8 protein-coding genes are annotated in these 12,898 nt (G+C 64.0%); 7 read left to right on the plus strand and 1 reads right to left on the minus strand.

The genetic code is table 11. The features are described 5' to 3' along the window. The first annotated feature begins 23 nt into the window (after positions 1–23). The 7 genes from glnT (at position 24) to X733_RS148795 (ending at position 11,429) form a co-directional block, all read left to right on the plus strand. A complete protein-coding gene (gene glnT / locus X733_RS148825; RefSeq protein ID WP_023668553.1) occupies positions 24–1,331 on the plus strand; it encodes a type III glutamate--ammonia ligase in 1,308 nt (435 codons plus the stop codon). 36 nt (positions 1,332–1,367) lie between these two features. After that, positions 1,368–2,621, plus strand: a complete 1,254-nt coding sequence (locus X733_RS148820) for a sarcosine oxidase subunit beta family protein (RefSeq protein ID WP_023819021.1) — start codon at positions 1,368–1,370, stop codon at positions 2,619–2,621. 10 nt (positions 2,622–2,631) lie between these two features. After that, on the plus strand, positions 2,632–2,907 hold the full coding sequence (locus tag X733_RS148815) for a sarcosine oxidase subunit delta (protein WP_023819022.1): 276 nt from the start codon (positions 2,632–2,634) through the stop codon (positions 2,905–2,907). Between the two features lie 181 nt (positions 2,908–3,088). Then, on the plus strand, positions 3,089–6,082 hold the full coding sequence (locus tag X733_RS148810; protein ID WP_023819023.1) for a sarcosine oxidase subunit alpha: 2,994 nt from the start codon (positions 3,089–3,091) through the stop codon (positions 6,080–6,082). Next, the gene (locus X733_RS148805; protein WP_031193443.1) at positions 6,075–6,692 is read left to right on the plus strand and encodes a sarcosine oxidase subunit gamma family protein; all 618 of its coding nucleotides are present in this window, start codon (positions 6,075–6,077) and stop codon (positions 6,690–6,692) included. Before X733_RS148810 ends, X733_RS148805 begins: the two co-directional genes overlap by 8 nt. 354 nt (positions 6,693–7,046) lie before the next feature. Beyond that, a complete protein-coding gene (locus X733_RS148800) occupies positions 7,047–9,413 on the plus strand; it encodes an aminomethyltransferase family protein (protein WP_023819025.1) in 2,367 nt (788 codons plus the stop codon). A 306-nt stretch (positions 9,414–9,719) separates the two neighbouring features. Beyond that, entirely contained in the window at positions 9,720–11,429 is a 1,710-nt protein-coding gene (locus X733_RS148795; protein WP_023684441.1) for an APC family permease, read from the plus strand. A gap of 62 nt (positions 11,430–11,491) precedes the next feature. On the opposite strand, the gene X733_RS148790 is transcribed toward X733_RS148795, so the two are convergent. Beyond that, positions 11,492–12,847, minus strand: coding sequence for an LLM class flavin-dependent oxidoreductase (locus X733_RS148790; RefSeq protein ID WP_023819026.1), 1,356 nt, complete (start codon positions 12,845–12,847; stop codon positions 11,492–11,494). Positions 12,848–12,898 lie beyond the last annotated feature (51 nt).

The following is a 12,898-nucleotide window of genomic DNA, read 5'->3' on the forward strand; positions in this document are numbered from 1 at the left end:
ATCAAAATAAGCGAGGAACTATAATGGGGAACGATCTCGCCGCATTCGCCAAAGAGAACGGCGTCAAATATTTCATGATTTCCTACACCGACCTGTTCGGCGGCCAGCGCGCCAAGCTGGTGCCGGCGCAGGCGATCGCCGACATGCAGAAGGACGGCGCCGGCTTCGCCGGTTTCGCCACCTGGCTCGACCTCACGCCGGCGCATCCTGATATGCTGGCGGTGCCGGATCCGGATTCGGTGATCCAGCTGCCGTGGAAGCCCGATGTCGCCTGGGTCGCCGCCAACTGCATCATGGACGACAAGGAAGTCGAGCAGGCGCCGCGCAACACGCTGCGCCGGCTGATCGCGGAAGCCGCCACTGACGGCATGCATGTCAAGACCGGCGTCGAGGCAGAGTTCTTCCTGATCTCGCCGGACGGCAGCGTCATCTCCGACAAATACGACACGGCTTCAAAACCCTGCTACGACCAGCAAGCGGTGATGCGCCGCTACGATGTCATCGCCGAGATTTGCGACCACATGTTGGCGCTGGGCTGGAGCCCCTACCAGAACGACCATGAGGACGCCAACGGCCAGTTCGAGATGAACTGGGCCTTCGACGATGTGCTCGCCACCGCCGACAAGCACTCCTTCTTCAAGTTCATGGTCAAGTCGGTGGCCGAGAAACACGGCCTGCGCGCGACCTTCATGCCAAAGCCTTTCCAGGGCCTGACCGGCAATGGCTGCCACGCCCATATTTCGGTCTGGGACAAGGCCGGCAAGGTCAACGTCTTTGCCGATAACGCGATGGAACTCGGCCTGTCGGCCAAGGGCAAGAATTTCCTCGGCGGCATCATGAAACATGCCTCGGCGCTGGCCGCCATCACCAACCCGACGGTGAACTCCTACAAACGCATCAACGCGCCGCGCACCATTTCGGGCGCCACCTGGGCGCCGAACACGGTGACCTGGACCGGAAACAACCGCACCCACATGGTGCGCGTGCCCGGCCCCGGCCGCTTCGAGCTGCGGTTGCCGGACGGCGCCGCAAACCCTTATCTGCTGCAGGCCGTCATCATTGCCGCCGGTCTCGACGGCATCCGCTCCAAGGCCGATCCCGGCAAGCGCTACGACATCGACATGTACCAGAACGGCCACACGGTGAAAGGCGCGCCGAAGCTGCCGCTCAATCTGCTCGACGCGCTTCGCGAATACGACAAGGACAAATCGCTCAAGGCGGCGCTGGGTGAGGAATTCTCGTCGGCTTATCTAAAGCTGAAGCACCAGGAATGGAATTCCTATGCTTCGCACTTCACGCAATGGGAGCGCGACCACACGCTGGACATATAATCGTCCCCGCTGTGCGAGCGACCTCGGAATGACCTGATGAAATATTCGATCTTCTCGCTCGCCCGTGCTGCCCTTTCCGGCCACAAGAATTGGCAGCGCACCTGGCGCGATGCGGCGCCCAAGGACCACTACGATGTGGTGATCATCGGCGGCGGCGGCCATGGGCTCGCCACCGCCTGGTTCCTCGCCAGCGAGTTCGGCATCAGAAACGTCGCCGTGCTGGAAAAGGGCTGGATCGGCTCCGGCAATGCCGGCCGCAACACCACCATCATCCGTTCCAATTACGGCCTGCCCGGCAATACCGGCTTCTACGAGCTTTCGATGAAGCTTTGGGAGCGGATGGAGCAGGACCTCAACTATAACGCCATGGTCAGCCAGCGCGGCGTCCTCAACCTCTATCATTCCGATGCGCAGCGCGACGCTTATGCGCGGCGCGGCAACACCATGCGCATCAATGGCATCGATGCCGAACTGCTCGACCAGGCAGCGCTGAAGAAGATGCTGCCGTTCCTGAATTTCGACCATGCGCGCTTTCCCGTGCAGGGCGGCCTCCTGCAGCGCCGCGGCGGCACCGCGCGGCATGACGCGGTGGTCTGGGGCTATGCCCATGCGGCGAGCGAACTCGGCGTCGACATCATCCAGAACTGCGAGGTCACCGGCTTTGTCCGGGACGGCAACGGCAAGGTGACTGGCGTCGAGACGTCGCGCGGCAAGATCGGCGCCGGCAAGGTCGGCATGGCAGTCGCCGGGTCATCGTCGCGTGTCGCAGCGATGGCGGGCATGCGCCTGCCGATCGAAAGCCATGTGCTGCAGGCTTTCGTCTCGGAGGCGATCAAGCCGCTCATTCCTGGCGTCATGACCTTCGGCGCCGGGCATTTCTATGTCAGCCAGTCCGACAAGGGCGGGCTGGTCTTCGGCGGCGACATCGACGGCTATAATTCCTACGCCCAGCGCGGCAATCTGCCTGTGATGGAAGATGTCTGCGAAGGCGGCATGGCGCTGATCCCGATGATCGGCCGCGTGCGGCTTCTGCGCCAGTGGGGCGGCATCATGGACATGTCGATGGATGGCTCGCCGATCATCGACAAGACGCCGGTCGACGGGCTCTACCTCAACGCCGGCTGGTGTTATGGCGGCTTCAAGGCGACGCCCGGTTCCGGCTTCGTCTTTGCCCATCTTCTGGCGCGTGACGAAACGCACAAGGAGGCGGCGCTGTTTCGGCTCGACCGCTTCCGGACTGGCGCCATGATCGACGAAAAGGGCCAGGGCGCCCAACCGAACCTGCACTGAGGCTGGCGAGATGCGTATTGTCTGTCCCTTCTGCGGCGAACGCGAACTCGGCGAGTTCAGCTATCTCGGCGACGCCAAGCCGGCGCGGCCGGCGGCGGGTGCCGGCGAGAATGCTGTCTACGACTACGTCTATCTGCGCGACAACATCGCCGGCGTGATGGCAGAGAACTGGTATCACGGCGGTGGCTGCCGGGCCTGGCTGAAGGTCACCCGCAACACGCTGACGCACGAGATCTCGGCGGTGGAACCGGCGGCGGGGGCTGGTGCGAGCCAGGTGGAGACATGAGCTATTCTGTCGAGACCACAGCCGTCGCGAAAAGCGCCAGCCCCCTACCTCCCCCTTGTGGGGAGGTAGGACCGCAGGTCCGGGTGGGGGTCGGTGCCGCACCCCCACCCCGCTGCTGCGCAGCGACCCTCCCCACAAGGGGGAGGGTAAGGGGCGGCGCCATCCTTCGCCATGACACCATATGGATCAGAGGCTGGACATCGTGACCTCTCATCGTCTCTCATCCGGCGGTCTCATCGACCGTTCCACCCCCCTCACCTTCCGCTTCGACGGCACGACATTTTCCGGCTTCCAGGGCGACACGCTGGCGTCGGCGCTGGTCGCCAATGGCGTCAAGCTGGTCGGCCGCTCGTTCAAATACCATCGTCCGCGCGGCATTCTGACTGCGGGCTCGGAAGAACCCAACGCGCTGGTCGAACTGCGCACCGGCGCACGGCGCGAGGCCAACACCAAGGCCACGACGGCCGAACTCTATGAAGGCCTCGAAGCGGCCAGCCAGAACCGCTGGCCGTCGCTGCGCCACGATGTGATGTCGGTGAACCAGCTGTTCGCACCGATCTTCGTCGCCGGCTTCTACTACAAAACCTTCATGTGGCCGGCAAAATTCTGGGAAATGGTCTACGAGCCGGCGATCCGACGCGCCGCGGGTCTGGGTCGCGCGGCGGTCACCCCCGATCCGGATCACTACGACAAGGCCTGGGCGCATTGCGATGTGGTGATCGCCGGCTCCGGTCCGGCCGGTCTCGCCGCCGCACTCGCTGCAGGCCGCAGCGGTGCGCGCGTCATCCTGTGCGAAGAAGATTTTGCGCCCGGCGGCCGTCTGTTGTCGGATGGCGGCACGATCGACGGTCTGCCGGCCGCGGAGTGGCTGTCGCGCACACTGGCCGAGCTCAGCTCGATGCCGGATGTCCGCATCATGACCCGCACGACCCTGTTCGGCGTCTATGACGGCGGTACCTATGGCGCGATCGAGCGGGTCAACGATCATCTGCCGGTGCCGCCCGAGCATCAGGTGCGCCAGCGCCTGTGGCGCATCGTGGCCAAGCGCTGCGTCGTCGCCGCCGGCGCGATTGAGCGTCCCATCGTCTTTGCCGGCAATGACACGCCCGGCGTGATGATGGCGTCCGCCATCCGCACCTACGTCACACGTTATGCGGCGACGCCGGCAAAGCGGATCGCGCTGTTCACCAACAATGAGGATGGCTGGCGCACGGTCGAGACGGCACTCGGCGCCGGGCTGCAGATCGCGGCGGTGATCGACGCGCGGCCTGACGTCTCGCCTGCCCATCGTTCTCTCGCTTCCAGGAACGGCTTCACCGTGCTGCATGGTTCGGTCAGCGGCGTCGACGGCGGCAAGGACGGCGTAAGAAAAATAGCGGTGTCGCTGACCGGCGGCGCGCGCGCCGAGGTCGAGGCCGACGGGCTTGCCGTTTCCGGCGGCTGGAATCCGGCGGTCGGGCTGACCTCATACCATCGCGGCCGGCCGAAATGGCGCGACGACATCGCCGCCTTCGTGCCGGACGGCGCGCCGCCCGGTATGGTCGCCGCAGGTGCGGCTAATGGTGACTTCGGGCTAGGCGCCTGCCTGCGCGCAGGTTTCGAGGCCGGCGCCGCAGCGGCGCATGACGCCAGCCGGATCGGCAATGCGGGATCGGCACCGGTCGCCGACGACGAGGCGTTCTCGCTGACCCCGCTCTGGCATGTCGCTGGCAAAGGCAAGGCTTTCGTCGACCAGCAGCATGACGTCACCGCGTCCGACGTCGAGCTGGCGCAGCGCGAGGGTTTTGAATCGGTCGAGCACCTGAAGCGCTACACCACGCTCGGCATGGCGACCGACCAGGGCAAGACGTCCAACGTCGCCGGCCTCGCCATCATGGCGGCGGTAACGGGCAAATCCATTCACGAGACGGGCACGACCATCTATCGCCCGCCCTACGTGCCGGTCGCCATCGGCGCTTTTGCCGGCCACCATCGCGACGAAAATTTCCATGCGACGCGGCTGACGCCGTCGCATCACTGGGCGGCCGAACAAGGCGCGATTTTTGTCGACACCGGCCTGTGGAAGCGCGCGCAATGGTATCCGCGCGCCGGCGAGAAAGACTGGCTGGAATCGGTCACCCGCGAGGTCAAGGCGGTGCGCGGCGGCGTCGGCTTCTGCGATGTGTCGACGCTGGGCAAGATCGATGTGCACGGCCCCGATGCCGGCGCCTTCCTCGACCGCGTCTACATCAACACCTTCTCAAACCTTGCCGTGGGAAAAGCCCGCTACGGGCTGATGCTGCGCGAGGACGGCCTCGTCTATGATGACGGCACGACCTCGCGGCTGGCCGATGACCATTATTTCCTCACCACGACCACGGCGAAGGCCGGGCTGGTGATGCAGCATCTCGAATTCTGCCGGCAGGTGCTATTCCCCGAACTCGACGTGCAACTGACCTCGGTCTCCGACCAGTGGGCGCAATTCTCGATTGCCGGGCCAAGGACGCGAGACCTGTTGAAGGAAATCGTCGACCCTGCCGAGGACCTTTCGAACGAAGGTTTTCCATTCATGGGCGTGCGCGAAGTCGCTTTGCGCGGCGGCATCAAGGCGCGGCTGTTCCGCATCTCCTTCTCCGGCGAGATGGCGTTCGAGATTTCGGTGCCGGCGCGTTACGGTGAAGCGATGGCACGCAATTTGATGCTGGCGGGAAAACCGTTCGGCGTGACGCCGTATGGCACAGAAGCCCTCGGCGTCATGCGCGTTGAAAAGGGCCATGTCGCCGGACCGGAACTGAGCGGCACGACGACCGCCGCCGATCTCGGCCTCGGCAAGATGATGTCGACCAAGAAGGATTTCATCGGTCGCGTCATGGCCGGCCGCGAGGCGCTGGTGGCGCCGGACCGGCAGGTCGTGGTCGGCATCAAGCCGGTCGACAAGGCGCGCCGCCTGCGCTCCGGCGCGCACATCATCCCGAAGGGCCAGACGCCCGGGCCTGATAACGACCTGGGCTACGTCACCTCGGTCTGCTTCTCGCCGACGCTCGACCAGTGGATCGGTCTCGGCCTTGTCGAGCGCGGCCGCGAACGCATCGGCGAGATCGTCCACGCGCATGATCCGCTGCGCGGTGAAGACTACGATATCGAACTCTGCAATCCCGTCTTCTACGATCCCGATGGAGGGCGCCAGCGTGGCTGACTTTTTCTGGGATGTTCGCAGCCCGCTCGAGCGCGCGCTCGCTCCTGGCGCTTGCGGCCCGCAAGGCGATGCCGGTGTGTCGCTGACCGAGATCCGCAATTTCGACCTCGTCCAGGTGATGGCACGGCGCGGCAAGGCGGGTGATTTGGCCGAGGCCGCGAACGCTCGTTTCGGCGTCGCGGCTCCGGAAACGCCGAAGGCAGTTGGCACCGCTGATGCGACGCTGATCTGGTCGGGACCGGATCAGTTTTTTGTCCTGTCGAAGGGTGGCAGGACTGAGGTGCTCGCTCAGACCTTTGCATCTTCCGCTTCGCTATCCGACCAATCGCATGCACGCGTGCTGATCAGCATCTGCGGCCTCAAGGCGCGCGCCATGCTGGCGAAACTGTCGTCGATTGATTTGCATCCCGATGCGTTTCCGGTTGGCGCTGCTGCCGCGACCTCGATGGATCACACCAGCGTCACGCTCTGGCGTGGTGGTGACAAGGCGGATGGGCAGGCGGTGTTCAACCTCCTGGTGTTTGCGACGTTTGCCGAAAGTCTGTGGCACACGATGTTGGATTCGGCTGCGGAGTATGGTGTGGCTATCGGGCATTCCGAGGAGCTTTAGCTCGATAGTTTCAGATGTTGGCGCCGCCCCTCATTGCCCTGCCGGGCATTTCTCCCCGTATAGTGACGGGGAGAAAGAAGCTGGTCGCAGCCTCGGCGCTCGTCCTGCAACGCTGGCGATTGGCGAAACCGGCGACGACAGCATCCTTCGCCCCGTTTACGAGGAGAAGATGGCGGCAGCCAGATGAGGGGCGGCGCTGGCGTTCGGAAGATGGGTTTGATTGGAAGGGTCTAACCTGCAGCGACCGCGTCGAGAACGCCACCTCCACCTTGCCAAACCCAACCGCGCTGCTATTCTTGCTGCTAAAATAATTTTACACACAGGCAAACTTGTTTCTGTAACCGCAAGGCTGAGATGAGCCAGTCGCCCTACCCTTCAGTGACAGCCGGGCCGCCGCGGCCGAGCCTCATCCTGAGGCCCGGCCAGATCGCGCTGCCGCCGGGCATGGAGCGCCATACTATCCTGGGGAATGGCGCGGTGCTGATCGAGGTCGAGGCCGGCGATACGTTCACCGTGCGCAATGTCGAGGGCGGGCAGGCTTGCGAGTTGCTGGCCTGGGACAGGACCGGCGCCACCGATCCTTCCATCCTCGGCGAAAAGTCCAACAGCAATGCCGCCGGGATCAAGGCGCTTCTGGCCGGAGGCGATGACAGCCTGGCTTCCGTCCGTCGTGGCCTTGAGCGCCAGGTGCAGCTCGACGAGCCCAAGGCGGTGCGTGTGTTCGGCGGCGCAACGCCTGCCGGCACCGAGCAGGCATTCACGGTCACGCGCGACGGCGCGATGCTGATTGCCGCACCCGGCGGGCCGATGCTCGTCGACGGCCATGATACGGCAACGCCGCTCACCGTTCTCGTGCGGCGCAACACCATCCGGCTGAAAACGAAGTCGCAGCTTGCCGATCCGCTCGCCGATCCGGTGCTAGACCTGCGCGTCCATTCGGCGACGGCCGAATCCTATTTCGTCAAGGCGGGCGACTACCTGCAGATCATCGATGTCGACGGCCGCCAGTGCACCGATTTCCAGTGCTTCTCGGCGCGCAAGCTGGACAAGGGGCTGGACCATCCGCTCGACGTAACGACGACGCGCACGCTGATGGGGTCGAGCTACCCGATGCCCGGCCTTCACTCGAAATATTACGACCAGGACATGGAGCCGTTGGTCGAGGTTATCCAGGACACATGCGGCCGGCATGACGCGTTCGCGCTGGCGTGTGCCGCCAAATATTACGACGACATCGGCTATCCCGGCCACACCAACTGCTCGGAGAATTTCAACCGCGCGCTGGCCGACAAGGGTGTCACCCCACGTGCCGGCTGGATGGCGATCAACTTCTTCTTCAACACGGCGATCGACGCCCATGGCGTCATGGTGTCGGATGAGCCGTGGTCGCGCGCCGGCGACTATGTCCTGCTCAGGGCGCTCACCGACATCGTCTGCGTCTCCTCCGCCTGTCCCGACGACACGACACCGGCCAATGGCTGGAACCCGACCGACATCCATGTGCGAACCTATTCCGGCCAACACAAATTCTCGCGAGCGATCGCCAGACGCATGACGCCCGATTCGGAACCGAAAATGACCCGCGAGACCGCCTTCCATTCAAGCTTCGCCAAGCACACCCGCAACTTCGTGGAATACCGGGGTTATTGGCTGGCCAATTCTTTCGCCAAAGAGGGGCCGATCGCCGAGTACTGGGCCTGCCGGCAGGACGCGGTGATCATGGACCTGTCGCCGCTGCGCAAGTTCGAGGTCACCGGTCCCGATTCCGAAGCGCTGCTGCAATACACGCTGACCCGCGACGTCAAGAAGCTCGGCGTCGGCCAGGTCGTCTATTCCGCCATGTGCTACGAGCATGGCGGCATGATCGACGACGGCACGCTGCTGCGGCTCGGCAAGGACAATTTCCGCTGGGTCGGCGGCGATGACCTGTCCGGCGAATGGCTGCGCGAGACGGCAAAGAAGCTTGGCCTCAACGTGCTGGTGCGCTCGTCCACCGACCAGATGCACAATGTCGCTGTCCAAGGGCCGAAGAGCCGTGACATTTTGCGAGAGGTGGTCTGGACCTCGCCGCTGCAACCGTCGATCGACGAACTCGAATGGTTCCGCTTCGCTGTCGCGCGCATCGGCGGCGGCAATGGCATTCCGGTCGTGGTGTCGCGCACCGGTTATACCGGCGAGCTCGGCTACGAAATCTGGTGCCACCCACGCGACGCCGAAAAAGTGTTCGATGCCATCTGGGAGGCCGGCCAGCCGCACGGGCTGAAGCCGATGGGCCTGCAGGCACTCGACATGGTGCGCATCGAAGCCGGGCTGATCTTCGCCGGTTACGAATTCTCCGACCAGACCGACCCGTTCGAGGCGGGCATTGGCTTCACCGTACCGTTGAAGGCCAAGACCGACGATTTCATCGGCCGCGAGGCTCTGATAAGGCGCAAGGAACATCCGCAGCACAAGCTCGTTGGCCTCGACATCGACAGCAATGTCGCCGTCGGCCATGGGGATTGCGTCCATATCGGCCGCGCCCAGATCGGTGTCGTCACCTCGGGCATGCGCTCGCCGGTGCTGAACAAAAACATCGCTCTGGCGAGGCTTGACGTCACCCACGCGGCAATCGGCACAGAGGTGGAGATCGGCAAGCTCGACGGTCATGCCAAGCGGCTGCCGGCGCGCGTCGTGGCCTTCGCCCACTACGATCCGCAAAAGACCAGGCCGCGATCCTGAGGGTTGCACCCCCGGCCCTTCGCAGGCTCAGGGCGTTCGAAGCTCGAAAGCAATTGGCTTTCCGTCCGCTACCGCGGACCGCTTCTCACCCCACAAGGGGAGAAGGACAAAGCGAGCGTTTCGCAACCGTGATGTGCACGACGCCACAAATCACTTGACGTGAAAGCGCGCCGGATCAATCTTCACTGTTAAGAAAAAAATACGACTGAGTGGAAACACTGGAGTCGTGCGGTCATGTACCGGGGAACAAGCTTCGCGAAGCCGAGGCATCACCGGCCGGGAACACAAAATGGGGAATTCAGACAGATGAGCACGATTACCACTGCCCTGGAGCAGCCCGCTGAAGGCAAGCTGCTCCGCAACATCGACTGGCGCGGCGCCTTCTGGGTGGCGAGCGGCGTTCCTGCCCTTGTCCTGTTTTCGATCGGCGGCATTGCCGGAACGACGGGAACGCTGGCCTTCGGGATCTGGATCGCTTCCATGATCATGGGCTTCCTGCAATCCTTCACCTATGCCGAGATCGCCGGCCTGTTCCCGAACAAGTCGGGCGGCGCCTCGATCTACGGCGCCACCGCCTGGCTGCGTTATTCCAAGTTCATCGCGCCGCTGTCGGTGTGGTGCAACTGGTTCGCCTGGTCGCCGGTGCTGTCGCTGGGCTGCTCGATCGCCGCCGCCTATATTCTCAACGCGCTGGCGCCGGTGCCGCTGTTCACCGAGGCGTCGCCGGACGTCGTCGCCTATATCGCGGCGCATGCCGGAACGGTGCCTGCCGACGCCATCGCCGCGGTGACCGCGGCGGCCACGCCGGCGATCCGCAACTGGACGCTGTTCAGCCACACGCTAGGTCCTGTCTCCTTCACCCTCAATGCCACTTTCTTCATCGGCGCGGTGCTGATGCTGATCATCTTCTCGATCCAGCATCGCGGCATTCTCGGCACCGCCAATGTGCAGAAGTATATCGGCCTCCTGGTCATCATCCCGATGCTGATCGTCGGTGTCGTGCCGATCGTCACCGGCCAGATCAACTGGGCGAACTTTTCGCCGCTGGTGCCGCTGGCGGCGGCTTACGCGCCGGAGCCCGGCTCGTGGAACATTGCCGGCTGGACGCTGGTGCTGGGCGGCATGTTCATCGCCGCATGGTCGACCTATGGTTTTGAGACCGCCGTCTGCTACACATCGGAGTTCAAGAACCCGGGCACCGACACGTTCAAGGCGATTTTCTATTCCGGCCTGCTCTGCATGCTTCTGTTCATCCTGGTGCCCTTCACCTTCCAGGGCGTGCTGGGCCTCAACGGCATGCTGGCGACGCCGATCGTCGACGGCTCGGGTGTCGCCGATGCACTGGCCGGCATGGTCGGGGGTGGCGCATTGATCCACAGCCTCTTGGTGATGCTGATGATCCTGGCGCTGGTGCTGTGCATCATGACGGCAATGGCCGGCTCGTCGCGCACGCTCTACCAGGGCTCGGTCGATGGCTGGCTGCCGCGCTATCTCAGCCACGTCAACGAGCATGGCGCGCCGACGCGCGCCATGTGGACCGATCTCGTCTTCAACCTGATCGTGCTGGCCATCGCCTCGGCCGACGCGACGAGCTTCTTCTTCATCCTCGCCGTGTCGAACTGCGGCTACATCATCTTCAACTTCCTCAACCTCAATGCCGGCTGGATCCACCGCATCGACAACGGCCACATCAACCGGCCTTGGAAGGCGCCGAGCTGGCTGCTCGGCCTCGGCGCCATCTTCGCCTATGTAAACGCCATCTTCATGGGCGCCGGCGCCAAGGTGTGGAACCCGATGGCGCTCTGGGCCGGCCTGATCACAGCCGCCTTGATCATCCCGGTGTTCTGCTACCGGCACTACGTCCAAGACAAGGGCAAGTTCCCCGACCACATGCTGGCCGACCTCGGCATGGCGGGCGCAGACCTCTCGGTCAAAAAGGCAGGCATGCTGCCCTACCTGACGCTGGTCGCCGGCGTGGTGGTGATGCTGCTCGCCAACTGGTACTTCGTCATCTGAAAGTGATGGCTTGAAAAGAATGGGCGCGCTTCGGCGCGCCTGTTTCTTTTTATGGCAGGACGTCAGCCGGCCTTGCGAATGGCCCCTTCGGAGCCTTCGAAGAACCGGTTCGGCGGCCGCTTCAGGCCGAGATTCTCGCGCAAGGTGGTGCCCTCATACTCGCGCCGGAAAAGCTTTCGCCGCTGCAGCTCGGGCACCACCTTCTCGGCGAAGTCGTCGAGCCCGGCTGGCAGATAGGGGAACATGACGTTGAAGCCGTCTGACCCTTCGGCAAACAGCCATTCCTCCATCGAATCGGCGATGGTTTTCGGCGTGCCGACGAAAGCAAGGCCGGAATAGCCGCCGAGCCGCTGCGCCAGCTGGCGGACGGTCAAAGTCTCTCGGCGCGCCAGCTCGATGACGCGCTCACGGCCGCTCTTGGAGGCATTGGTCTCGGGGATTTCGGGCAAGGGCGCGTCGGGATCGAAGCCGGATGCGTCGTGCCCCAGCGCGATCGACAGCGAGGCAATGCCGCTCTCGTAATAGACCAGGCTGTCGAGCTTGGCGCGTTTGGCCTGTGCTTCCTCGACACTGTCGCCGACGATGACGAAGGCGCCGGGCAGGATCTTGATGTCGTCGCGCGAACGGCCGAGCTTCTCGGCCCGGCTTTTGACATCGGCAAAGAAGCGCTGCCCGGCCGCCAGATCGGAATGGGCGGCGAAGATCACCTCCGCCGTTTCGGCTGCCAGCTGCCGCCCGGCCTCAGATGCGCCGGCTTGGACGATGACCGGCCAGCCCTGCACCGGCCGCGCAATGTTGAGCGGGCCGCGCACCGAGAGATGCTCGCCCTTATGGTCGAGCACATGCAGCTTCGCGGGATCGAAATAGAGCCCGCTCTCGGCGTCGCGTATGAAGGCGTCGTCGGCAAAGCTGTCCCAGAGGCCAGTCACCACATCATAGAACTCCCGCGCATTGTGATAGCGCTCGTCATGCTCGACATGCTCGTCGAGGCCGAAGTTCAGCGCGGCGTCGGGATTGGATGTGGTAACGATGTTCCAGCCGGCGCGGCCGCCGCTGATATGGTCGAGCGAGGCGAAGCGGCGGGCAATGTGGTAGGGCGCGTCGAAGGTCGTCGATGCGGTGGCGACAAGGCCGATATGGTCGGTGACGGCGGCGAGCGCCGACAGCAGCGTGAACGGCTCGAACGAGGTCACCGTGTGGCTGCGCCGCAGCGCCTCGATCGGCATGTTGAGCACGGCCAGATGGTCGGCCATGAAGAAGGCGTCGAACTTCGCCGCCTCAAGCGTCTGCGCGAAGCGCTTCAGATGGGCGAAGTTGAAGTTGGCATCGGGATATGAGCCGGGATAGCGCCAGGCCCCGGTGTGAAGACTGACCGGACGCATGAAGGCGCCGAGCCGCAATTGCTTATTGTCTGCCATGGGATGATCACCTGATGCGAACGAGCGTTGCCGCTCCGATATGTAAGCAGG

Origin of the sequence: Mesorhizobium sp. L2C066B000, from assembly GCF_000502335.1 — a bacterium.
GTDB lineage: Bacteria > Pseudomonadota > Alphaproteobacteria > Rhizobiales > Rhizobiaceae > Mesorhizobium.